The following is a 23,825-nucleotide window of genomic DNA, read 5'->3' as shown; positions in this document are numbered from 1 at the left end:
AGTAATGGGTATCCTGTGGAATCTTGCCGCGTTTATTATCGTTTTAGGTATTTTAATTACGGTACATGAGTTTGGGCATTTTTGGGTAGCTAGGCGCTGTGGTATTTATGTTGAGCGTTTTTCTATTGGTTTTGGAAAAGCAATTTGGCGCAAAATAGATAAACATGGCACTGAATTTGTTATCGCATGGATACCTTTGGGTGGCTATGTAAAAATGTTAGATGAAAGAGTCGCTGAGGTTGCACCTGAGCGCCGTCATCTTGCATTTAATAATAAAACAGTTGGTCAACGCGCTGCGGTTGTTGCCGCAGGACCTATAGCCAACTTTTTGTTAGCGATAGTCGCCTATTGGATAGTTTTTATGATAGGTGTTCCTGCATTAAAACCTATAATTGCAGACATTCGTCCGAATTCTATCGCAGAACAAGCAAAATTAACGCCCGGAATGGAACTAAAATCCGTTGCAGGTATCGAAACGCCTGATCAGAATGCAGTTCGTTTAGCGTTAGTTAGTAAAATTGGTGCCAAAGAGGTTTCATTCGTTGTTTCAGATCTAAATTCTCTTTCTGAGAGTGAGAATATACTGAATTTACAACAATGGAATTTTGATCCTGAAAAACAAGATCCTATCTTGTCCCTAGGAATAATGCCTGTTGGCGCACGGTTAGACTCAAAGATTATTGAAGTTACGGAAGGCTCCGCTGCTGAAAAAGCGGGTTTACAGGCAGGGGATCGTATCGTTAAAGTTGACGGTCAGCCAATTGATACATGGCATCCATTTACTTATTTTGTTCGACAAAGTCCAAATAAAGTCTTGGAGCTTCTTGTTGAACGTAACGGCTCATCGTTGATGTTGAATATTACACCGACAGCTGTTGCACTGAAAGATGGCACTGAAGTAGGGCAAGTTGGTGCGCAATTGCAAATATTACCTCCTGATGAGCAATATTTGATAATGCAGCAATACAACCCATTTTCGGCGCTCTATGAAGCATCTGATAAAACATGGCAGTTGATGGGTTTAACTGTCAAAATGATTGGCAAGTTAGTCGTAGGTGACGTCAAATTAACTAACCTTAGTGGGCCTGTTTCTATCGCGAAAGGCGCAGGAATGTCTGCTGATTCTGGTTTTATTTATTATTTGATGTTTATGGCGCTTATCAGTGTCAATTTGGGGATCATTAACTTGTTTCCCCTGCCTGTCCTAGATGGCGGGCACCTGCTTTTCCTGGTTATCGAGAAGATAAAGGGAGGGCCGGTATCTGAGCGTGTACAAGATTTCTGTTATCGTATTGGTATTATGGCACTGATGCTTTTAATGGGACTTGCACTTTTCAATGATTTCTCTCGCTTATAATTGGTAAGCAGGGACCGGTTAGGAAAACACAAAACAACGATGGCGATGAAAAAGTTGCTTATAGCGTCGCTGCTGCTGGGCAGCGCCACTGCATACGGTTCAGACGGATTCGTAGTTCAGGACATTCAATTTGAAGGTCTTCAACGCGTCGCCGTTGGTGCAGCATTACTGAACATGCCTGTCCGGGTTGGAGACTCGGTCGGTAATGATGATATCAGCCGAACTATCCGTTCATTATTTGCGACAGGAAACTTTGATGATGTTCGTGTCCTGCGTGACGGAAATACTCTGATTGTTCAAGTAAAAGAGCGTCCAACTATTGCCAGCATTACTTTCTCTGGTAACAAAGCAATCAAGGAAGAGATGCTAAAACAGAACCTTGATGCTTCTAACATTCGTATCGGTGAAACACTTGACCGTACAATGTTAGCGAATATCGAGAAAGGGCTTGAAGATTTCTATTATAGTGTTGGTAAATATAATGCAACTGTAAAAGTGGTTGTTACTCCTCTTCCTCGTAATCGTGTTGACTTAAAACTCGTGTTTGCAGAGGGTGTTTCAGCAACTATTCAGCAAATCAACATTGTTGGTAATAAAGCATTTTCTACTGCTGAGCTCGTTAACCGTTTCCAATTACGTGATGATGTTCCTTGGTGGAACTTAGCGGCTGATGAAAAATATCAGAAGCAAAAACTGGCGGGTGACTTAGAAACATTAAGAAGCTTCTATCTTGATCGTGGTTATGCTCGTTTTGATATTGAATCGACGAATGTCAGTTTAACGCCAGATAAAAAAGGAATTTACATTACCATTAACCTGAAAGAAGGTGATAAATACACAGTAGAAAATACTGAAGTCAATGGTAATACGGCGGGCTACACTAAACAAATTGAAGAGCTTATCGATATTGCACCGGGCTCTCTTTATAATGGCGCGCAAGTCACTAAAACAGAAAATGATATTAAAAATCTGTTAGGTCGTTATGGATATGCTTATCCTCGCGTTATGACAAACCCTGAAATTAATGATGAAAATAAAACCGTGAAACTGCATGTAAACGTAGATGCAGGAAACCGCTTCTATGTTCGTCAAGTACGTTTTGCGGGTAATGACATCACTAAAGACTCTGTTTTACGCCGTGAAATGCGTCAAATGGAAGGTGCATGGTTAGGTAGTGATTTAGTTGAACAAGGTAAAGAGCGTTTAAATCGTTTAGGTTATTTTGAAACGGTTGAAACAGAAACTCAGCGTATTCCTGGTTCTCCTGATCAGGTTGATATCGTCTATCGCGTAAAAGAGCGTAACACAGGTTCTCTTAACTTTGGTGTCGGTTTCGGTACTGAAAGTGGTGTAAGTTTCCAAGTCGGTGTTACCCAAGATAACTGGTTAGGTACAGGTAATGCTGTTGCCATTAATGCGAGTAAAAATGACTACTCAACTTATGCCGAGTTATCAGTAACTGACCCTTATTTTACTGTTAATGGTGTAAGTTTAGGCGGTCGAGTTTTCTATAATGATTTCCGCGCTAATGATGCTGATTTATCAGGTTATACCAATAAATCTTATGGTGTAGATGGTACATTAGGCTTCCCAATTAATGAATATAACTCAGCTCGTCTTGGCTTAGGCTATACTCATAATGGCCTGTCACGTATGGAACCGCAGGTTGCAATGTGGCGTTACCTAGAAAGTATGGGGGAAAATCCAGGCTTTGATAAACGTGAGTCGTTTAATGCTGATGACTATACTGTCAGTATGGGTTGGACATTTAATAACTTAAACAAAGGTTTCTTCCCAACATCAGGTGTGAGAAGTAACTTAAGTGGACGAGTGACTGTACCTGGCTCTGACAACAAGTACTACAAAGTGACTTGGGACGGTATGGCGTATTACCCAATCAATGAAAAAGAATCTTGGGTAACTCTGTTTAAAGGCCGTTTAGGCTACGGTGATGGTTTAGGTGGTAAAGAATTACCATTCTATGAAAACTTCTATGCCGGTGGTTCTGGTACCGTTCGTGGTTTCCGTTCAAATAATATCGGTCCTAAAGCGATTTATTTGCAGAAAAATGCAGACGGTACTGTAACACCAAAACCGGGTGAGCCATCTAGCGATGCTATCGGTGGTAATGCCATGGCTGTAGCAAGTTTTGAGTTGATTACACCAACGCCATTTGTGGATGATAAATACTCATCATCAGTTAGAACATCTCTGTTTGTTGATGCAGGTACAGTATGGGATACCAACTGGAGTAGCACTAACTCTAATTGGACCGCAGGAATGCCAGATTTTGGTAAGGCAAGTAATATACGTGTTTCAACTGGTGTTGCGTTACAATGGTTATCTCCTTTAGGTCCGTTAGTATTCTCTTATGCTAAGCCAATAAAAGATTACGAAGGCGATAAATCAGAGCAATTCCAGTTTAATATTGGTAGAACGTGGTAGCGATGTAAGTAAAGTTGATGCCTGATTCACAATGCTGAAAAAGGCATCCGATTTCTGACAAAAAATTATTTTTGGTTTTAAGGAGTTTAATCGTGAAAAAATTGTTATGTGCCGCTGCCCTAGGAATGGCATTGACCATGTCAGCAGGTGTTCAAGCCGCAGATAAAGTAGGTGTTGTGAACATCGGTCAAGTTCTCCAACAAATTCCTAACCGTGATGCGGTAGAGAAACAATTGGAAAATGAATTCAAATCACGTGACACTGAATTGCAGAACTTAGGTAAAGCATTACAGACAGCTGTTGAGAAATATCAAAAAGATGCACCAACTATGAATGCAACACAACGTGCAAATACAGAGAAAGATCTGGTTGCTAAACGTGAAGCATATGCACAAAAAGCACAAGCTTTTGAGCAAGATTTTAGCCGTCGTCAAGCTGAAGAACGTAACAAAATCATGAAACGTGTATTAGACGCTGTTGATGCAGTAGCGAAGAAAGAAGGCTATGATGTGATCCTTGATGCTAACACTGTACCTTATTTCGCAGATGGTAAAGATATTACTGCTCAGGTTCAAAAACAGGTTAAATAATAGATGTTTTCAATTCGATTAGCTGATCTTGCTCAGCAGTTGAATGCACAGTTACACGGCGATGGTGATATCACTATCGCCGGTCTTGCTTCAATGAGCCTAGCAAATAGCGAACAAATTACATTTCTTTCCGATAGTCGCTATCGTGAAAAATTAAGTGGATGTCAGGCTGCTGCTGTTGTATTAACAGAAGCTGATCTTCCATTTTGTCCCGTTGCCGCGCTTGTGGTGAAAAACCCGTATCTTGCCTATGCTCAAATGGCGCAGATTATGGATACAACACCGCAGCCAGCACAGGATATTCATCCAAGTGCTGTTATTTCTCCTGACGCTAAGTTAGGAAAAAATGTATCAGTGGGTGCAAATGCCGTTATCGAATCTGATGTTATCTTGGGTGATAATGTTGTGATTGGTGCCGGTTGTTTTGTGGGGAAAAAAGCACATATCGGCGACAATAGCCGTTTATGGGCAAATGTATCTATTTATCATGAAGTTATCATTGGTAAAGATTGTTTGATTCAATCCGGTACTGTGATTGGTTCAGATGGTTTTGGTTATGCTAATGAACGTGGTAATTGGATCAAAATTCCACAATTAGGTTCAGTAGTAATTGGTGATCGTGTTGAAATCGGTGCATGTACTACAATCGACCGAGGCGCATTAGATAACACAGTTATCGGTAATGGTGTTATCATTGATAACCAGTGCCAAATCGCACATAACGTCATTATTGGTGATAATACCGCTGTTGCTGGTGGTGTCATCATGGCGGGTAGCCTGAAAATAGGCCGCTATTGTATGATTGGTGGAGCAAGTGTTATCAATGGTCACATGGAAATCTGTGATAAAGTCACGGTAACAGGTATGGGAATGGTAATGCGTCCTATCACTGAGCCGGGTGTTTATTCTTCAGGAATTCCGCTGCAATCGAATAAAGCATGGCGTAAAACCGCAGCACTTGTGTTGCGAATTGATGAAATGCAAAAAAGGCTCAAGTCGCTTGAACGTCAAGTAGAAAGTAGCGACAAGTAACAATATACGTCATTGACGAATGTTACCCATTTTGCGACCTGCGGGTTAACTCACTTTTTGAGTCACAGCAGGTCGTGTCATTATTAATTAGACTCAGTTTTATTAGACAGGAAGAGTATTGCAATGAGTGAGAATCATACTCTGCAAATCGAAGAAATTTTAGATTTACTTCCACACCGTTACCCATTCTTATTGGTTGATCGTGTCCTTGATTTTGAAGAAAAGAAATTTCTAAGAGCAGTAAAAAATGTATCTTTTAATGAGCCTTTCTTTCAAGGTCACTTTCCAGGAAAACCAATTTTCCCGGGCGTACTGATCCTCGAAGCCATGGCACAGGCAACGGGTATTTTAGCATTCAAAAGCGTAGGAAAGCTGGAACCTGGTGAACTCTACTATTTTGCTGCTATTGACGGTGCTCGCTTTAAACGTCCTGTCTTACCTGGGGATCAAATGATCCTAGAGGTAGAATTCATTAAAGAACGTCGTGGTGTTGCTCGCTTTAAAGGCGTCGCTAAAGTTGATGGGGAAATTGCTTGCGAAGCTGAAATGATGTGTGCTCGCCGCCGTGAGGTCTAGCCTATGATAGATAAATCCGCAGTAATTCACCCTTCCTCAATTATTGAAGAGGGTGCGGTAATCGGTGCTAATGTTCGCATTGGCCCTTTTTGTGTCATTGGTGCTAATGTTGAGATTGGTGAAGGTACTGATATCAAATCTCACGTTGTTATCAATGGGCACACACGCATTGGCCGAGATAATCAGATTTATCAATTCACTTCTATCGGTGAAGTTAATCAGGATCTGAAATATCGTGGTGAACCAACGCAAGTCATTATTGGTGATCGAAACCTTATCCGTGAAAGTGTGACTATCCACCGTGGAACAACCCAAGGTGGCAATATCACAAAAATTGGTAACGATAATCTACTGATGATTAATACTCACGTCGCGCATGATTGTATCATTGGTGATCGTTGTATTATTGCAAATAACGGCACATTGGGTGGTCACGTCACTTTAGGTGATTTTGTGATTATCGGTGGTATGAGCGCCGTTCATCAGTTTTGCCAAATTGGCTCTCATGTGATGGTCGGTGGATGTTCAGGCGTGGCACAAGATGTTCCTCCTTTTGTTATTGCACAAGGAAACCACGCGACTCCTTATGGGCTGAATATTGAAGGATTAAAGCGCAGAGGTTTTGCTAAAGAAGATCTTCATGCAATTCGTAATGCTTACAAAGTACTTTACCGTAATGGTAAAACACTGGAAGAAGCGCGTGAAGAAATTGGACAATTGGTTGCTGATAATAATAATCCGCATGTCAAACTGTTCAGTGATTTTCTGGAAAACTCAGCAAAATCTAACCGCGGTATCATTCGCTAATTAGGATATGACCTTGTCAGGCCAATTATCTACTACTCAGAGTCCGTTAGTTATCGGCTTAGTTGCTGGTGAAACGTCCGGTGATATCTTGGGCGCGGGATTAATCCGCGCTCTAAAACAAATGCATCCCAATGTTCGCTTTGTCGGCGTTGCTGGGCCTCTTATGCAAGCTGAAGGTTGCGAAGCTTGGTATGAGATGGAAGAGCTTGCCGTTATGGGGATCGTTGAAGTTCTTGAACGATTACCTCGCTTATTAAAGATCAGAAAAGATCTAACTCAACGATTCTCAGAATTAAAACCTGATGTTTTCGTGGGGATCGACGCTCCTGATTTTAATATCACTCTTGAAGGTCGTTTAAAGCAAAAAGGGATCAAAACTATTCACTATGTCAGTCCATCTGTGTGGGCTTGGCGTCAAAAACGTGTTTTCAAAATTGGTAAAGCGACAGATCTTGTCTTAGCTTTTCTGCCTTTTGAAAAAGCGTTTTATGATAAGTATCAGGTTCCTTGCCGTTTTATTGGTCATACAATGGCTGATGCTATAGCTTTAAATCCAGACAAAAAAGCTGCTCGTGAACATCTAGGGATCTCTGAAGAAACTCCTTGTTTAGCACTTCTTCCCGGTAGTCGTCATGCTGAAGTTGAGATGCTAAGTGCTGATTTTATAAAAACAGCACAGTTACTAAAACAGCAGATCCCCGCCCTTCATATTGTCGTACCATTAGTTAATGCTAAGCGACGAGCCCAATTTGAACAGATACATCAAAATGTGGCTCCAGAACTTGAAATACAACTTCTTGATGGGCAAGCAAGAGAAGCAATGACAGCGAGCGATGCAACATTGTTAGCATCGGGTACAGCTGCATTAGAATGCATGCTAACAAAATGCCCTATGGTTGTTGGCTATCGCATGAAACCATTTACTTTCTGGTTAGCAAAACGGTTAGTTAAAACAGCTTATGTCTCGTTACCTAATTTGTTAGCTGGCCGAGAAATTATCAAAGAATTATTGCAAGAAGAGTGTGAACCCTCAGCGTTAGCACAACAACTTTTACCTCTTTTAACCGATGAAGAAAAAGTACGGCAATTAAAAGAGATATTTTTACAGCTACATAGTGCCATTCGTTGTAATGCGGATGAGCAAGCAGCAAATGCAGTATTAGAATTGGTAGAGAAATAATGGAATTTGTATATCCAAAAGCAAATCTTATTGCTGGAGTTGATGAAGTTGGTCGAGGTCCATTAGTGGGCGCAGTGGTTACCGCTGCTGTTATTCTTGATCCAGCAAATCCAATCGAAGGATTAACAGACTCCAAAAAGCTAACAGAAAAAAAGCGTAATGCGCTTTATGACGAAATAAAAGAAAAAGCATTATGCTGGGCGATAGGTCGTGCCGAACCTGAAGAAATTGATGAATTAAATATTCTTTGGGCAACTATGAAAGCAATGGAACGTGCTGTTGCGGGATTATCAATAACACCTGATATGGTCTTAATTGATGGTAACCGCTGCCCTAAATTACCAATGGCCTCTCAAGCGGTTATAAAAGGTGATAGTTTAGTTCAAGAAATTAGTGCAGCTTCTATTCTTGCTAAAGTGACTCGTGATAGAGAAATGGAAGAGTTAGATAAGCTTTACCCTGATTATGGTTTTGCTAAACATAAAGGGTATCCAACTGTTTTCCATATGGAAAAACTAGCCTTATTAGGGGCAACACCCTATCATCGAAAAAGTTTTGCGCCTGTAAAACGTGCTTTAAATTTAAAGTAATCCACAGAGTAATTAAACACTATGGCAGATCCTCGTTTTATCCATCTTAGGGTACACAGCGATTATTCAATGATCGATGGATTGGCAAAAACAGGGCCTCTTGTGAAGAAAGTGGCTTCGCTGGGAATGCCTGCTTTTGCGATTACTGATTTCACTAACTTATGTGGGTTAGTGAAATTTTATGGTGCTGCACATGGTGCTGGCATTAAACCTATCATTGGTGCTGATGTTTACCTTGAAACAGAATTATTAGGTGATGAATATGCTCATCTTACTATTCTTGCCCGTAATAATGTAGGCTACCAAAACCTCACTTTACTGATTTCAGAAGCTTATAAACACGGTTATGGTGCTGTTGGACCGACAATTAAACAAGAGTGGTTAACAACCTATAAAGAAGGGCTCTTGTTGCTTTCTGGCGGTAGAATGGGGGATGTGGGTAAGTTTCTACTTCGTGGAAATCGCGCTTTAGTTGATCAGTGCCTTGAGTATTATCAAACTCATTTTCCCGATAGTTATTATTTAGAACTTATTCGTACAGGCCGTGCGGATGAGGAAACTTATCTTCATGAAGCAGTCGCACTGGCTTCAGAAAAAGGTCTGCCTGTCGTTGCAACCAATGATGTCTGTTTTCTCGACAGTGATGATTTTGACGCACATGAAATTCGTGTCGCAATTCATGATGGTTTTACGTTATCTGATCCCAAACGCCCCAAGAATTATAGCCCTCAGCAATATATGCGCACAGAAGAAGAAATGTGTGAATTATTTGCTGATATACCTGAAGCATTAGAAAACAGTGTTGAAATCGCTAAACGCTGTAATGTCACGATCCGTTTAGGGGAATACTTCCTTCCACAATTCCCAACAGGGGATATGAGTACAGAAGATTTCCTTGTTAAAAAATCACAAGAAGGTTTAGAAGAACGTTTAGCCTTTTTATTTCCAGATCCTGAAGAACGACAAAAAAGGCGCCCTGAATATGATGAGCGTCTTGATATAGAATTAAAAGTAATTAACCAGATGGGATTCCCCGGTTACTTCCTTATCGTGATGGAGTTTATTCAGTGGTCTAAAGATAATGGTGTTCCTGTTGGCCCGGGACGAGGTTCAGGTGCCGGTTCACTAGTGGCTTATTCACTGAAAATCACAGATCTTGATCCTCTTGAATTTGATTTGCTTTTCGAACGTTTTCTAAACCCTGAACGTGTCTCGATGCCTGACTTTGACGTCGATTTCTGTATGGAAAAACGCGATAGAGTTATCGATCACGTTGCTGAAATGTATGGTCGGGATGCAGTATCTCAGATCATTACATTTGGTACGATGGCGGCGAAAGCCGTTATTCGCGACGTTGGCCGTGTTTTAGGACACCCTTACGGTTTTGTTGATAGAATTTCAAAACTCGTTCCTCCTGATCCGGGTATGACGCTGGAAAAAGCGTTTGCAGCCGAGCCTCAATTACCAGAAATTTATGAAGCCGACGAAGAGGTTAAATCTCTTATTGATATGGCTCGTAAATTAGAAGGGGTGACACGTAATGCGGGTAAACACGCAGGTGGTGTCGTTATTTCACCAACGAAAATCACTGATTTTGCGCCACTTTATTGTGATGCAGAGGGAAATAACCCCGTTACACAATTTGATAAGAACGACGTTGAATACGCAGGTCTTGTTAAATTCGACTTCTTAGGTTTAAGAACACTAACCATCATTAACTGGGCATTAGAGATGATTAATGCCCGACGTGCTAAAAAGTCACTCGAACCTGTTGATATTTCGGCGATCCCATTAACGGATCAACGCAGTTTTGACATGTTACAGCGTTCAGAAACGACCGCGGTATTCCAGTTGGAATCTCGTGGCATGAAAGATCTCATCAAACGCCTACGTCCTGACTGTTTTGAAGATATGATTGCACTTGTTGCTCTATTTCGTCCGGGTCCATTGCAGTCAGGCATGGTAGATAACTTTATTGACCGTAAACACGGTGTTGAAGAGATTTCATATCCTGATGTTAAGTGGCAACACGAAAGCTTACAGCCCGTTTTAGAACCAACTTATGGTGTTATCCTATACCAAGAACAAGTTATGCAAATTGCACAGGTTCTTGCGGGATATACGCTAGGTGGCGCGGATATGTTACGACGCGCAATGGGTAAGAAAAAACCTGAAGAAATGGCAAAGCAACGCTCTGTTTTTGAAGAGGGTGCTATTAAAAACGGCGTCGATGGTGAGCTTGCTATGAGGATCTTTGACTTGGTGGAGAAATTCGCCGGTTATGGATTTAACAAATCACACTCAGCAGCGTATGCATTAGTTTCTTATCAAACATTGTGGCTAAAAGCCCACTATCCAGCTGAATTTATGGCTGCTGTAATGACGGCAGATATGGATAACACTGAAAAAGTGGTGGGATTGGTTGATGAATGTTGGAGAATGGGCTTAAAGGTTCTTCCTCCTGATATTAATAGCGGTCTTTATCATTTCCACGTAAATGATGAAGGCGAAATCGTTTATGGTATTGGTGCCATTAAAGGTGTGGGTGAAGGGCCAATTGAAGCGATTGTAGAGGCGCGTCAGCAAGGTGGTCACTTTAAAGATATTTTTGATCTCTGTGCTAGGACAGAAACAAAAAAATTGAATCGCCGAGTGATGGAAAAACTGATAATGTCAGGCGCATTCGATAAGCTGGGGCCTCATCGTGCTGCTCTGATGTCTTCATTAGAAGATGCATTAAAAGCCGCCGACCAACATGCTAAGGCTGAAGCAATAGGGCAATCAGACATGTTCGGTGTGTTAGCTGAAGCTCCTGAACAAGTTGAGCGTTCTTATGCCAATATACCTAAATGGCCAGACCAAGTCGTTTTAGAAGGTGAGCGCGAGACATTAGGTTTATATTTAACAGGTCATCCGATCACACGTTATTTAAAAGAAATTGAACGATATGCGGCAGGAACACGTCTAAAAGATTTAGTACCGACACCTCGTGGTCAAATGGTGAAGGTAGCAGGCTTAGTACTTGCTTCTAAAGTATTTACAACGAAACGTGGAAATCGGATCGGCGTTTGTACCTTAGATGATCGTTCTGGTCGCTTAGAAATTATGTTATTTTCTGATGCATTGGATAAATACCAACATTTATTAGAACAAGACAAGATTTTAATTGCTACAGGGCAGGTCAGCTTTGATGATTTCAATGGTGGGCTTAAAATGACAGTCCGCGAACTTATGGATATCAACGAAGCCCGTGAAAAATATGCACGAGGACTTGCTATCTCATTATCGGACAGGCAAATTAATGAGCAATTATTAAATCGTCTTCGCGGCGTTTTAGAACCACATCGTTCAGGCACGATACCGGTTCACCTTTATTTTGAAAAGCATGATGCCTGTGCACGTTTACGATTTGGTGCAACTTGGCGTGTAACGCCAACAGATATGCTTTTAACGGATCTGCGAACTCTGCTGGGTAATGAGCAGGTAGAATTAGAATTTGACTAAAATAGGAATGTTATGAGTCTTAATTTTCTGGATTTTGAACAGCCAATTGCCGAGTTAGAAGCGAAAATTGATTCGCTAACCGCAGTTAGCCAACATGATGAAAAAATTGATATTAATATCGATGAAGAAGTTTCACGCTTAAGAGAAAAAAGCCTAGAGCTAACGCGTAAGATTTTTTCTGATCTTGGTGCATGGCAAGTCGCACAACTTGCACGTCATCCATTAAGACCTTACACACTGGATTATATTCATCGTATTTTTACTGACTTCCAAGAATTAGCAGGCGACCGTGCTTATGCTGATGATAAAGCCATTGTTGGTGGTATCGCTCGTTTAGATGGTCGTCCAGTGATGGTTATTGGGCACCAAAAAGGGCGTGAAACGAAAGAGAAAATCCGCCGTAACTTTGGTATGCCAGCGCCAGAAGGCTATCGCAAAGCGCTTCGTTTAATGGAAATGGCGCAACGTTTTAATCTTCCTATTATCACTTTTATTGATACTCCGGGTGCTTATCCTGGTGTTGGTGCTGAAGAGCGTGGTCAATCAGAAGCGATTGCACGTAACTTACGTGAAATGTCACGCTTTGGCGTGCCAATCATCTGTACCGTTATTGGCGAAGGTGGTTCTGGTGGGGCACTAGCTATTGGTGTTGGTGATAAAGTGAATATGCTGCAATACAGCACCTATTCTGTTATTTCACCAGAAGGTTGTGCATCTATCCTTTGGAAAAGCGCAGATAAAGCACCATTAGCCGCTGAAGCTATGGGGATCACTGCAAATCGTTTAAAAGAGCTTAAGCTGATTGATACGGTTATTCCTGAGCCTTTAGGTGGCGCACATCGTCACCATGATGAAATTGCAGCGTCTTTAAAAGCACAAATCAAAGCTGATTTAGACGAGTTAGATGCATTTGAATCAGAAGAGCTAACAAACCGTCGCTACCAACGTTTAATGGAATACGGTTACTGCTGATAGCGTAATGTTATTCAAAAAATAAAAGAAAACCTCATGTTGATAACATGGGGTTTTTTTGTCTCTAAAAACTATCCTTATTGAGACAATAAAATAAGGTTATATTAACCATAACATATTATATATCAATATGTTAAGTTGCTCTCAAAAACAATATTAATTCACTTTTTTACTAAAAGAATAATCAACCCTATCTATTATTTTATAGGGTCATTTACTTCATTATGAGGAAAAAGCGATGATATCGTTTAATGGTAAAGTTGGGATAATTACAGGCGGTAATAGCGGGATTGGATTAGCTTCTGCGGAAAAGTTTTTATCCTTAGGTGCATCAGTTGTTATCACTGGTAGTAATTTAGCACGAGGGCAAAAAGCAGAAAAATACCTAAAAGAAAAAGGGCTTTCGGGTGAATTCATACAAATGGATGTAAAAAGTGAAAAAGAGAACGAACAACTTATTGATTATGTAGTAAATAAATATGGGCGACTGGATTTTATCTTTGCTAATGCTGGTGTTTTAACTGATAACATCGCAGATAAATTAGAATATGAAAAATGGAAAGGGGTATTAGACGTTAATCTTAATGGGCTTTTTCTGATTAACCGTGTAGCAATTCAATATTGGCTCAAAAATCAACTATCAGGTGCAATTGTTAATTGCAGTTCTATTTGCTCCTTTGTTGGTCAACACGAGTTTCCTGCCTATTGTGCATCAAAAGGTGGTGTTAAATTACTGACGCAAACACTTGCAATTGATTATGCAAACAAAGGTATTCGTGTTAATGCGGTTTGTCCGGGATATATTGATACACCTTTATTAGATAGGCGTGAATTAGATAAGCAAAAGTTAGCGACATTACACCCGATTGGTCGTCTTGGTACGCCCGAAGAAGTGGCTAATGTTGTGGCATTCTTGGCTAGTGATGCAGCTTCGTTTGTCACTGGAGCCTCTTATTTGGTCGATGGTGGTTTTACAGCTTAATGCTATTTTTAATATAAAGCAGAATAACCACTATTCTGCTTTCTTTGGTTTTTTATGAACTATTTAAGATCTTTGGGTATGCTATTAATTGCAGGAATGCTTTGTATTCGTGCAAAATCGGGTAGAAAAGTTTAACATAATCACCTGAATTCACTGATAAATGACGATACAATGAACCAGGAATACGGCTTACTCCTTAAAGAAATCAAACAACAAATTGATCCTTACACTAAAATTTTGGTGGGTTTCAGTGGTGGCGTAGATTCCACAGTTTTATTACAAGGGCTTGTACGTTTACGTGATGAATTCCAATTGCCTTTAGAATTAACGGCTATCTATATTCATCATGGATTAAATATCAAAGCAGATAATTGGCTTGCCCACTGTAAACAATGTTGTCAGCAATGGTGTGTCGATTTTATCAGTGAAAAAGTGAATGTAGATCCTAAAGAGGGCGGTCTTGAAAATGGGGCAAGAGAGGCGCGTTATCAAGCCTTTCGTCAATATTTACAGCCACAACAAGTGTTAGTGACTGCTCAACACCAAGATGATCAAGCTGAAACTTTTTTACTGGCTTTAAAGCGAGGCAGTGGTCCTGCTGGACTTTCCTCAATGCCTGTCAAAATGGTGTTCGAGAATAGTTATTTACTTCGACCATTACTCAATATTACACGTAAACAAATTGAAATTTATGCTACTGAACAAGGGCTTGATTGGATAGAAGACGATAGTAATCAAGATGATCGTTATGATCGCAATTTTTTACGCTTGCGTGTTATGCCCTTGCTTGCTCAACGTTGGCCTCACTTTTCACAAGCGGTAACTCGAAGTGCTGCATTGTGTGGCGAACAAGAAGCACTACTAGACGAACTATTAGATTCTGAACTTAATGGTTTAATGGACAGTGAGTACAGCTTAGATATTAAACAACTTGCCCATTGTAGTGTTATAAAGCGCAATGCTTTACTGAGGCGCTGGTTTGCTAAACATAATAAAACCATGCCATCAAGACAACAAATCTTGCGATTATGGCAAGAAGTTGTTTTAGCAAAAGAAGATGCAGAGCCTCGGTTACAATTTTATCAAGATGAAGTCAGACGCTATAAACAGCGTCTTTATCTAGTTCCAATCATTAAAGAGCCAGTTGATCACATTATTGAGTGGTCGCTCAATGAGCCTTTATGTTTACCTAATGGATTAGGGGTTTTATCACTCGTAGCTGAAACAGGAAAAAACACCGTCAGAAAGCCTTCAAGTGATGAAAAAGTCACAGTACGTTTTGGTTTAACACAAGCATCTTTGCGTATTGTAGGGCGAGAACATGCTCGACATAGTAAAAAGATTTGGCAAGAGCTTGAAGTTGCACCTTGGCGTAGAACCCGGATCCCTTTGATTTATTATAATGATACGTTAATTGCAGCTATTGACACATTTGTTACTTTTGAGGGAAAAGCAACATCAGAACACGCTATTACTATTGAGTGGCGAAAGGCTTATGAATGAACAACCGCCGGTTGGCGGTTGTTCTTTATTCGGTTATTCCGATTTTATAATGATTGTCCCAAGTTCGGGATTAGAAAAACTGGCAATAACATCCAGTCGTAAATCTTTAGAGCCTTCAGACGTTTTGACTTTTAGGTATTCAACTTTCTTGCTTAAGAAAAGGTCATCCGCAACACCTTCAATAAGCCCACCATCATGCAGTTCAATATGGAGCGCTAAACCACGCTGGCATGCTAACTCCAGATACTCATAATCATCACAGTTAATTGGTTGATATTCTGTATTTGTTGACATATTCCCTCACCACTCTTTCGTGGCGGTGTTGCCGCCAGTGAATAATTCAGAATAAAATCATTATGCTGTTATTCGATGTGAGCACAATAGTTATTATAATAATTTTCTGAAATAGTTCTTTATTCGAAGTAATTTGAGAAATAATTAACAATTATGGGTGCATTTATCTTAAAGCTTGTTTTATAGCCCCCTTTTATTTTAAAAAATGTTAGAATCATATAGAGAATGATTTATTAAAAAGTACCCAGAATGTAGGGAGCCGATGATGGGGAAAAAATTTTTATTTGCAGCCGTTGCTGCAGGGTTATTTGTACTGTCAGGTTGCCAAAATAATATTGGCTTATCACTTGATGGAAAAATTGTAGACCAAACTTATAACAGTATTCTGCCTTGTGCCGATTGCTCTGGAATCGACACGACAATTCTTGTTAATCAAGATGGCTCTTATATTATGGAGCAAAGCTATCAAGGTTCACCTGATGATAAACGTAGTTTCTTTGAATCAGGAACATGGGTATTAGGTAAAGATAAGCTGGCATTGACTAATAGCTATGGTGAGAAGAGCTATTATTTACCTCGTGAAGATAAATTAGTCATGCTTGATATTGATGGCAACGTTATTAATTCAGAACTAAATTATACTTTAGCTAAGGTTCAGCCTAAGCAGCTTGCAGGTGAATTTACCTATTTTGCCGATGCAGGTACGTTTAAAGATTGCCAATCAGGGCGTGTTTACGCAGCCAGTGGTATTGAATTGGAAAAAGGCTATTTCTCAACAGGTGTTGATGGTGGAACACCAGTTTACCTCGAGGTTAATGGTTATTACAGTATTCGTCCTTCAATGGAAGATGGTAAATATGACCGAGCCTTAGTGGTTACAGATGAGAAGCCTCGTTTTAATCGCCATGGCTCTTGTGGAAACCATCGTGGTGGCAGAAGCTAAGTTTTTAGTTATTATTTCTTTCCAAATAAAAACCCGCTGATGCGGGTTTTTATTTATCGATCAATCCATTTTCTCAAAGGGGCTTGATAATTAAGCGAGTTGCTCTTTGATAAAGGCAACAACATCATCAACATTGACCAGTGATTTATCATCACTACGACGTGCTTTATATTCGATTTGATTGTTGTCTAAGTTACGATCACCAATCACTATCGTGTGTGGAATACCGATAAGTTCCATATCAGCAAACATGACACCCGGACGTTCTTTACGATCATCAAACAGAACATCAATACCTTGAGCACGTAATTCGTCATAAAGTTTGTCAGCGACTTCTTTAACACGATAAGAACGATGCATATTCATTGGTAAAATAGCAACTTGGAACGGTGCAATCGCATCTGGCCAAATAATACCGCGAGCATCATGATTTTGTTCAATAGCGGCAGCAACAATACGCGTTACACCGATACCATAACAGCCCATAGTAACGATTTGGTTATGACCTTCTTCGTTTTGTACGGTTGCTTTTAATGCTTCTGAATATTTTGTGCCAAGTTGGAAGATATGACCAACTTCAATACCACGTTTGATTAGTAACGTGCCTTTACCGTCTGGGCTTGGATCGCCTTCAACAACATTGCGGATGTCCGCAATTTCAGCAACAGGCAGGTCACGCTCCCAGTTGATACCAAAATAGTGTTTACCATCAACGTTTGCACCAGCACCGAAATCACTCATTACAGAGACAGAACGATCCATAATAACTGGCAGTGGTAGATTAACTGGACCTAATGAGCCTGGGCCTGCATTTACAGCTTGGCGAATTTCAGCTTCAGTAGCGAAAGTTAAAGGTGCTGCAACGATAGCGCATTTTTCTGCTTTAACTTCATTAAGTTCGTGATCGCCACGGACTAATAATGCAACTAATGGGTGACCACTTTCTTTTGTACCATGAACAATCAGTGTCTTAACTGTTTTTTCAATTGGTAGATTAAATTGTTCAACTAATTCAGCAATTGTTTTAGCGTTTGGTGTATCCACTAAACGTAATTCTTCAGTTGCAGCAGCTCGTGAAGTTGCAGGCATTACTGCTTCTGCTAATTCGATATTGGCTGCATAGTCTGAGCCAGTAGAGAAGACAATATCATCTTCACCACTGTCTGCTAAAACTTGGAACTCATGAGAGGCATTACCACCGATAGAGCCTGTATCTGCAAGTACTGGACGGAAATCTAAACCAATACGTGAGAAAATTTTGCTGTAAGCTTCGTACATTCTGTCGTAAGTCTCTTGCAAAGACTCTTGAGAGATATGGAAAGAGTAAGCATCTTTCATGATAAATTCACGAGAACGCATAACACCAAAACGAGGGCGTACTTCGTCGCGGAATTTAGTTTGAATTTGATATAAGTTCAGTGGAAGTTGTTTATAAGAAGTAATTTCATTACGAACAATATCAGTTACCACTTCTTCATGAGTTGGGCCTAAAACGAATGGGCGCTCGCCTCTGTCTGAAAAACGCAGTAATTCAGGGCCATACTGTTCCCAACGACCACTTTCTAGCCATAAGTCAGCGGGTTGAACAACAGGCATTGAAATCTCAAGTGATCCTGCGTTGTCCATTTCTTCACGAACAATTTTTTCAATTTTTCTTAGAACACGAACCCCTGTCGGCATCCAATCATAAAGACCAGAAGCGAGTTTACGGATCATGCCTGCGCGAAGCATAAGTTGATGGCTGACAATTTCTGCATCAGCAGGTGTCTCTTTTAAAGTAGAGAGCAAATAGTGGCTAGTACGCATTATTAGGTTCCATTAGAACAAAAATACTTAGGCTGACTGTCACGCCAGTCTACATCAATATAATTAGAGAAAGACTTTAGAGCGTGTTGATCTTTGCTGCTTATTTTTACAGCAAAAGAAATTTATAAAACAAGCAACATGTTCAACTATTTTGGGTTTGGGCATTGATAGACATTAACAATGACCACTTAAAAATAAAGACAGCCCTACGGGTTCGATTAAAAGACGTTTCACTCATTTTATTCTGCGTTGAGAGGCGCTAGCCTAGTTCACTAGGCGGCGAGCCTCTCGCCTTGCTTAAAATGCTTTTAATTCGAATAAAAATCGAACATCAAAGGTCAACACGCTCTAGTCTACCAGTGACTTAGGTCTGCCAAAAGGGGCAGAACATTTTTTTCAATCTGATTTGTCTAAAGACATGAGAATGACTCTCAGATTAGATTATTCATGATAGCAATATCAATGAAGATAATAGCAAGTTACCGCGGTTCTACACTAAGAACAAGTGTCTGTTGTCCATTGACTTGCCAGCGAACATTAAATTCGAGTAAGTGTACCGCATAAATTCTATCACTTTGTTCTCCCTTTTTATAAGCAGGACGAGGATCTTGCTGTAATACTTGGGTAATAAAACGTGAAAGATGAGGGTACTCATTGGCATAGTGTTGCAGTTGCTCTGATGCAACCGATGAAAAGAAAACAGGCATTTCGTTGTTGGGAGCTTCTTGTGCAAATCCTGCAATCGCATTTGGGCGAGATTCTGCAAACGGTAAATAAGGTTTGATATCAAGAATAGGAGTGCCATCCACTAAATCAAGGCTACCTAGTTCTAAAATAACAGACTGATTCGCTGTATTTACTTTTTTCAGTTCAACCAATGACATACCAATTGGGTTAGGGCGAAAGGTTGAGCGAGTTGCAAATACACCAATTTTGGCGTTTCCGCCTAATCTTGGAGGGCGAACGAGAGGATGCCAACCTTGTTGTGCTGTTTGATGAAAAACAAAGATTAACCAAAGGTGACTAAATTGCTCTAAGCCTCGAACCGCATCTGGGTGATTATAAGGTGTATGTAGAATAAGTTGACCGCCGCCATCCTGGATTAATCCAGGTTGGCGTGGAACGGCAAATTTTTCTTTATAAGGGCTCGAAATATACCCTATAGGATTCATTTGGTAGGTGTTCATTTTGTAATGAGTAGAGCTGTGCCTTCACAAATAGCGGATTGATAGCAACCTAAGCCTGTGACAATCTGGCATTCATGCAACAAAACGGCATTCGCATTTTTGTAAGCTGCTTTTGTTGCCATTCTTTTTTTAGCAATAGGTAAACTGGCTGGTGGATCTTGTAATGTTTGACGACAAGACTCACCTGCAACGATACCAAGATCTTTAAAAGGCGCGCCAAGTAGATCTTCTGTTTTTTCAACTATTTTCACTGAAGGCAGTGTTTGTGATTTGGGTTTTTGGGGCTGTCCTGGTTTATTTAAACGCATATCCGTAAATTTAGACTGATCAACATCAGATGATTTTTGCATTGAACAGCCTGTCATAAACAGCGCCATGATGCCAATAAGTAGCAAGCGCATGTGCATGGGTAATATCCTCTTTATTATTGTCTATACAAAAATTAAACGGCACTAATTTAATGCAAATTAGTCAAGTAAAAAAGAGAAAGGCGAACAAATGTCCGCCTTTTTTATAATTAAGTTAAATTTTAACGTATTACCAGCCTTTTACAGCACCGCCGTTAAAGATTTTATTTGCAGCACTATCCACTTCATCAGTTTGGTAAGCTTGAATAAATTTCTTCACATTTTCACTGTCTTTATTATCTTCGCGTGCAACAATGATATTTACATATGGAGAGTCTTTATCTTCAACAAAAATACCGTCTTTTGCTGGTGTTAAGTTTACTTGGCTTGCATAAGTGGTATTGATTACCGCCAAATAGATTTTTTGATCATCTAATGAACGTGGTAATTGAGGTGCTTCTAATTCTACTAATTTTAGATTTTTAGGATTTTCAATAATATCTAAAGAAGTTGGTAATAAGCCTACACCGTCTTTTAATTTAATTAATCCTACTTTTTCTAATAACAGCAGTGAACGACCTAAGTTAGTTGGATCGTTAGGGATAGCCACTTGAGCGCCCTCAGGTAAATCAGCTAAATCAGTAATTTTTTTAGAGTAACCCGCGATAGGGTAAATAAAGGTATTTCCTACCGCAGTAATCTTGAAATTACGATCTTTAATTTGCTGATCCAAATAAGGTTTGTGTTGGAATGCATTAAGATCGATATCACCACGACTTAATGATTCATTAGGCATTACGAAGTCATTGAAAGTAACGAGTTCTACATCAAGACCATATTTATCTTTAGCAACTTGTTTTGCTACTTCTGCAACTTGTTGCTCAGAGCCAGAAATAACACCAACACGAATATGGTTTGGATCTTTTTCTTTTTCACCACAACCAGCTAATGCTAATGCGCCTACTAAAGCACTTACGACTGCGAGCGATTTAAATTTCAATGACATACATTTACCCTTATTTGATCCGTTAATTAAAAGGTTTCGATTTAATAATTGAAACCTTCAATCTAATTATTTATGTGTTGTCAGCTTCACTAAGCGATCGCCGAAAAACTGAATGATAAAAACAAGAATAACGAGTAGAACAATCACAATATTCATTACTGTTGCATTATAGCCAACGTAACCATATTGATAGCCAATTTGACCTAAACCACCTGCACCAACAGCACCACCCATTGCGGAGTAACCTACTAATGTAATTAGTGTAATGGTTGCAGCGTTAATCAAGCCTGGTAAAGATTCTGGTAATAAAATTTTCTTAATAATTTGCATTGGTGTTGCACCCATAGAACGAGATGCTTCAATTAATCCTTGTGGGATTTCCAATAATGTATTTTCGACCATACGAGCAATAAAAGGTGCTGCGGCAACAGTTAATGGCACGATGGCTGCTTGCAAGCCAATAGATGTTCCTACAACCAAGCGAGTAAAAGGGATCATCCATACAAGTAAGATAATAAAAGGGATAGCCCTAAAAATATTCACAAGTGCTGAAATAACACGATAAGCAGGTGGATTTGCCATAATCTGTTCAGGACGTGTGACATAAAGTAAAACACCAAGTGGCAGCCCGATAACAAAACCAAAGAAGCCTGAAACGAAGGTCATGACTAAGGTTTCCCAGATCCCACTAATTAATAAATAAACCATTCCTTCAGACATAACCGAGAACCTCTACTTTCACATGATGCTCTTCTAAAAACGCAATCGACTTTTCAGTATTACCATTCTTACCGTGTAGCTCAGCTAACATCACGCCAAACTTCACACCGCCGGCATAGTCCATTTGTGAACTTAAGATATTAATATCTGCATCAAAACGACGAGCAACGATGGACATTAATGGTGCATCAACGGATTGACCGTTAAATTCAAGTTTCAATAATGGGAATAAACCTTCCTCCCACTCTGGTTTCATACGTTCTTTGTAATCTTCAGGAATATCCAATTGTAGTGTTGATTGGATAAAAGCCTGAGAAACAGGTGTTTTTGGATGAGAGAAAACTTCACTCACTGCATCACTTTCAACTAATTCACCACCACTTATTACTGCAACTTGATCACAAATGCGTTTTACAACGTCCATTTCGTGAGTGATTAATAAAATGGTGAGGCCTAAACGACGGTTAATATCTTTTAGTAATTCTAAAATAGAACGTGTTGTTGCTGGATCAAGTGCACTAGTTGCTTCATCACACAATAAAACGTTTGGTGAATTTGCTAATGCGCGTGCAATTGCAACACGTTGTTTTTGTCCACCAGATAAGTTTGCTGGGTAATACTCTTTCTTATCTGACAAACCAACTAATTCAAGTAATTCATTAACACGCTTATTAATTTCAGTACGAGGTGTGCTATCAAGTTCTAATGGTAGTGCCACATTATCAAACACTGTACGAGAAGACAGTAAGTTGAAATGTTGGAAAATCATACCAATGCCGCGACGTGCTTTTGTTAATTCTTTATCAGATAACTTAGTTAGATCACGACCATCAACAAGTACTTCACCCGAAGTTGGTTTTTCTAACATATTCACACAACGTATAAGTGTACTTTTACCCGCTCCTGACGATCCGATAACACCAAAAATCTGCCCTTGTGGCACATGCAGGTTAATGTTTGATAGCGCTTGTATGGAACGCTCTCCCTGCTTAAACACTTTGTTTATATTCGTCAGTTTAATCATGTTTTTCTTTATATAAGTAGATATGGGACATAAAGACTATTCTGCCCGAGTTAAAATAGATGTTAAGGCGTCTAGACGGCTAAGTCAATAAAAAAGAGTTGAAGAGTAATAAAGAAAGAAAGCCGTGGATATCATTCTCTATATAAGAAAAAACATGCGATACTAATAAAAATATCTAAATGGAGTAATGCTGTGAGCAAGGGGATTTCTGCGATTTTTTTAGATCGCGATGGAACTATTAATATAGACCATGGTTATGTGTCTGAAATTGATAACTTTGAATTTATCGATGGCGTGATTGAGGCAATGGCTGAATTAAAAGCGATGGGATATGCCTTGGTCCTAGTGACTAATCAATCGGGCATTGGCCGTGGCTACTATAGTGAAGATCAATTTTTACATCTAACAGAGTGGATGGATTGGTCTTTGGCAGACAGAGGTGTTGATTTAGATGGTATCTATTATTGTCCTCATCATCCTGATGCCACTGTAGAAGAATATAAGAAAGAATGTGATTGTCGCAAACCAGCTTCAGGTATGTTTATGGATGCAAAAGCACAATTAAACATCGATATGGCTTCTTCTTATATGGTTGGCGATAAAAAAGAAGATATGTTGGCAGCAAAAACTGCGGGAGTGGGTCATAAAATTCTTGTTCGCACAGGAAAAGAGATAACAGAAGAGGCACAACAGTGTGCAGATTTTGTTCTCGATAGCCTTGCAGAATTGCCAAAATGGCTAAAAAGCCACAAAAAATAGGCACTTCGTTTAATTTACCAACAAACGAACATTTTTTTTAAAAAAACTATTGCCAGCCTCAGAAAACTCCCTATAATGCGTCCTCGTTGTCACGGCACAGGGCGCTAAGCGAACTGACTGAGAGAACGAAGAAAAAAAGTGAAAAGCCTTGAAAATAAACGCTTGACACTGAATGAGGAAGATGTAGAATGCACCTCCTCG

The 23,825-nt window shown here is 39.8% G+C and carries 21 protein-coding genes; 14 read left to right on the top strand and 7 right to left on the bottom strand.

Translation table 11 applies throughout. The features are described from left to right. Positions 1–4: 4 nt before the first annotated feature. The 12 genes from rseP (at position 5) to tilS (ending at position 15,538) form a co-directional block, all read left to right on the top strand. Positions 5–1,357 carry a sigma E protease regulator RseP gene (gene rseP / locus CBE70_RS06835; protein WP_100158753.1) on the top strand — a complete coding sequence of 451 codons (1,353 nt, stop codon included), beginning with the start codon at positions 5–7 and terminating at the stop codon, positions 1,355–1,357. Positions 1,358–1,396: 39 nt separating this feature from the next. Next, a complete protein-coding gene (bamA, locus tag CBE70_RS06830) occupies positions 1,397–3,802 on the top strand; it encodes an outer membrane protein assembly factor BamA (protein WP_100158752.1) in 2,406 nt (801 codons plus the stop codon). 92 nt (positions 3,803–3,894) lie between these two features. Further along, entirely contained in the window at positions 3,895–4,392 is a 498-nt protein-coding gene (locus CBE70_RS06825; RefSeq protein ID WP_036934019.1) for an OmpH family outer membrane protein, read from the top strand. A 3-nt stretch (positions 4,393–4,395) separates the two neighbouring features. Then, positions 4,396–5,424, top strand: coding sequence for a UDP-3-O-(3-hydroxymyristoyl)glucosamine N-acyltransferase (gene lpxD, locus CBE70_RS06820; RefSeq protein ID WP_100158751.1), 1,029 nt, complete (start codon positions 4,396–4,398; stop codon positions 5,422–5,424). Positions 5,425–5,547: 123 nt separating this feature from the next. Next, positions 5,548–6,000, top strand: coding sequence for a 3-hydroxyacyl-ACP dehydratase FabZ (gene fabZ / locus CBE70_RS06815; RefSeq protein ID WP_006535887.1), 453 nt, complete (start codon positions 5,548–5,550; stop codon positions 5,998–6,000). Between the two features lie 3 nt (positions 6,001–6,003). Next, positions 6,004–6,807: an acyl-ACP--UDP-N-acetylglucosamine O-acyltransferase gene (gene lpxA / locus CBE70_RS06810; protein WP_088494703.1), complete on the top strand. Its 804-nt coding sequence runs from the start codon at positions 6,004–6,006 to the stop codon at positions 6,805–6,807. Positions 6,808–6,814: 7 nt separating this feature from the next. Further along, positions 6,815–7,987, top strand: a complete 1,173-nt coding sequence (gene lpxB / locus CBE70_RS06805) for a lipid-A-disaccharide synthase (protein WP_100158750.1) — start codon at positions 6,815–6,817, stop codon at positions 7,985–7,987. After that, positions 7,987–8,577, top strand: coding sequence for a ribonuclease HII (gene rnhB, locus CBE70_RS06800; RefSeq protein WP_006535883.1), 591 nt, complete (start codon positions 7,987–7,989; stop codon positions 8,575–8,577). Before lpxB ends, rnhB begins: the two co-directional genes overlap by 1 nt. Positions 8,578–8,598: 21 nt before the next feature. Beyond that, positions 8,599–12,081 (top strand): DNA polymerase III subunit alpha, encoded by a 3,483-nt coding sequence (gene dnaE, locus CBE70_RS06795; protein ID WP_100158749.1) that lies wholly within the window; start codon positions 8,599–8,601, stop codon positions 12,079–12,081. Positions 12,082–12,093: 12 nt separating this feature from the next. Then, positions 12,094–13,053, top strand: coding sequence for an acetyl-CoA carboxylase carboxyl transferase subunit alpha (gene accA / locus CBE70_RS06790; protein WP_100158748.1), 960 nt, complete (start codon positions 12,094–12,096; stop codon positions 13,051–13,053). A 238-nt stretch (positions 13,054–13,291) separates the two neighbouring features. Then, the gene (locus CBE70_RS06785; protein ID WP_100158747.1) at positions 13,292–14,035 is read left to right on the top strand and encodes an SDR family NAD(P)-dependent oxidoreductase; all 744 of its coding nucleotides are present in this window, start codon (positions 13,292–13,294) and stop codon (positions 14,033–14,035) included. A gap of 171 nt (positions 14,036–14,206) precedes the next feature. Continuing rightward, positions 14,207–15,538: a tRNA lysidine(34) synthetase TilS gene (gene tilS, locus CBE70_RS06780; protein WP_100158746.1), complete on the top strand. Its 1,332-nt coding sequence runs from the start codon at positions 14,207–14,209 to the stop codon at positions 15,536–15,538. A 33-nt stretch (positions 15,539–15,571) separates the two neighbouring features. Here the strand turns inward: tilS and CBE70_RS06775 are convergent, their stop codons facing one another. After that, a complete protein-coding gene (locus CBE70_RS06775; protein WP_100158745.1) occupies positions 15,572–15,832 on the bottom strand; it encodes a Rho-binding antiterminator in 261 nt (86 codons plus the stop codon). 262 nt (positions 15,833–16,094) lie between these two features. On the opposite strand from CBE70_RS06775, the gene nlpE reads away from it, so the two are divergent. Beyond that, on the top strand, positions 16,095–16,775 hold the full coding sequence (gene nlpE, locus CBE70_RS06770) for an envelope stress response activation lipoprotein NlpE (protein ID WP_100158744.1): 681 nt from the start codon (positions 16,095–16,097) through the stop codon (positions 16,773–16,775). A gap of 90 nt (positions 16,776–16,865) precedes the next feature. On the opposite strand, the gene proS is transcribed toward nlpE, so the two are convergent. The 6 genes from proS to metN form a co-directional block, all read right to left on the bottom strand. After that, entirely contained in the window at positions 16,866–18,581 is a 1,716-nt protein-coding gene (proS, locus tag CBE70_RS06765) for a proline--tRNA ligase (protein ID WP_100158743.1), read from the bottom strand. A gap of 479 nt (positions 18,582–19,060) precedes the next feature. Next, a complete protein-coding gene (gene tsaA, locus CBE70_RS06760; protein WP_100158742.1) occupies positions 19,061–19,768 on the bottom strand; it encodes a tRNA (N6-threonylcarbamoyladenosine(37)-N6)-methyltransferase TrmO in 708 nt (235 codons plus the stop codon). Continuing rightward, positions 19,765–20,175, bottom strand: a complete 411-nt coding sequence (gene rcsF, locus CBE70_RS06755; protein ID WP_100158741.1) for an Rcs stress response system protein RcsF — start codon at positions 20,173–20,175, stop codon at positions 19,765–19,767. The genes tsaA and rcsF overlap by 4 nt, the downstream gene beginning before the upstream one ends. Before the next feature lie 130 nt (positions 20,176–20,305). Next, positions 20,306–21,121, bottom strand: a complete 816-nt coding sequence (locus CBE70_RS06750; RefSeq protein WP_100158740.1) for a MetQ/NlpA family lipoprotein — start codon at positions 21,119–21,121, stop codon at positions 20,306–20,308. A gap of 66 nt (positions 21,122–21,187) precedes the next feature. Beyond that, the gene (locus tag CBE70_RS06745) at positions 21,188–21,841 is read right to left on the bottom strand and encodes a methionine ABC transporter permease MetI (RefSeq protein ID WP_023582692.1); all 654 of its coding nucleotides are present in this window, start codon (positions 21,839–21,841) and stop codon (positions 21,188–21,190) included. After that, positions 21,834–22,865, bottom strand: coding sequence for a methionine ABC transporter ATP-binding protein MetN (gene metN / locus CBE70_RS06740; RefSeq protein ID WP_100158739.1), 1,032 nt, complete (start codon positions 22,863–22,865; stop codon positions 21,834–21,836). Before metN ends, CBE70_RS06745 begins: the two co-directional genes overlap by 8 nt. 192 nt (positions 22,866–23,057) lie before the next feature. Between metN and gmhB the strand changes: the two genes are divergently transcribed. After that, positions 23,058–23,624 carry a D-glycero-beta-D-manno-heptose 1,7-bisphosphate 7-phosphatase gene (gene gmhB / locus CBE70_RS06735; RefSeq protein WP_100158738.1) on the top strand — a complete coding sequence of 189 codons (567 nt, stop codon included), beginning with the start codon at positions 23,058–23,060 and terminating at the stop codon, positions 23,622–23,624. Positions 23,625–23,825 lie beyond the last annotated feature (201 nt).

This window comes from Proteus columbae (genome assembly GCF_002777965.1).
Classification (GTDB): Bacteria; Pseudomonadota; Gammaproteobacteria; order Enterobacterales; family Enterobacteriaceae; genus Proteus; species Proteus columbae.
This window is presented reverse-complemented; position numbering and strand designations above follow the sequence as displayed.

Coding starts and splice junctions, on each gene's coding strand:
- accA (WP_100158748.1), top strand. CDS start 12,094: ATGAGTCTTAATTTTCTGGATTTTGAACAGCCAATTGCCGAGTTAGAA.
- rseP (WP_100158753.1), top strand. CDS start 5: ATGGGTATCCTGTGGAATCTTGCCGCGTTTATTATCGTTTTAGGTATT.
- CBE70_RS06745 (WP_023582692.1), bottom strand. CDS start 21,841: ATGTCTGAAGGAATGGTTTATTTATTAATTAGTGGGATCTGGGAAACC.
- CBE70_RS06775 (WP_100158745.1), bottom strand. CDS start 15,832: ATGTCAACAAATACAGAATATCAACCAATTAACTGTGATGATTATGAG.
- tsaA (WP_100158742.1), bottom strand. CDS start 19,768: ATGAACACCTACCAAATGAATCCTATAGGGTATATTTCGAGCCCTTAT.
- CBE70_RS06785 (WP_100158747.1), top strand. CDS start 13,292: ATGATATCGTTTAATGGTAAAGTTGGGATAATTACAGGCGGTAATAGC.
- bamA (WP_100158752.1), top strand. CDS start 1,397: ATGGCGATGAAAAAGTTGCTTATAGCGTCGCTGCTGCTGGGCAGCGCC.
- proS (WP_100158743.1), bottom strand. CDS start 18,581: ATGCGTACTAGCCACTATTTGCTCTCTACTTTAAAAGAGACACCTGCT.
- CBE70_RS06750 (WP_100158740.1), bottom strand. CDS start 21,121: ATGTCATTGAAATTTAAATCGCTCGCAGTCGTAAGTGCTTTAGTAGGC.
- tilS (WP_100158746.1), top strand. CDS start 14,207: ATGAACCAGGAATACGGCTTACTCCTTAAAGAAATCAAACAACAAATT.
- lpxA (WP_088494703.1), top strand. CDS start 6,004: ATGATAGATAAATCCGCAGTAATTCACCCTTCCTCAATTATTGAAGAG.
- lpxB (WP_100158750.1), top strand. CDS start 6,815: ATGACCTTGTCAGGCCAATTATCTACTACTCAGAGTCCGTTAGTTATC.
- metN (WP_100158739.1), bottom strand. CDS start 22,865: ATGATTAAACTGACGAATATAAACAAAGTGTTTAAGCAGGGAGAGCGT.
- rnhB (WP_006535883.1), top strand. CDS start 7,987: ATGGAATTTGTATATCCAAAAGCAAATCTTATTGCTGGAGTTGATGAA.
- nlpE (WP_100158744.1), top strand. CDS start 16,095: ATGATGGGGAAAAAATTTTTATTTGCAGCCGTTGCTGCAGGGTTATTT.
- lpxD (WP_100158751.1), top strand. CDS start 4,396: ATGTTTTCAATTCGATTAGCTGATCTTGCTCAGCAGTTGAATGCACAG.
- fabZ (WP_006535887.1), top strand. CDS start 5,548: ATGAGTGAGAATCATACTCTGCAAATCGAAGAAATTTTAGATTTACTT.
- rcsF (WP_100158741.1), bottom strand. CDS start 20,175: ATGCACATGCGCTTGCTACTTATTGGCATCATGGCGCTGTTTATGACA.
- dnaE (WP_100158749.1), top strand. CDS start 8,599: ATGGCAGATCCTCGTTTTATCCATCTTAGGGTACACAGCGATTATTCA.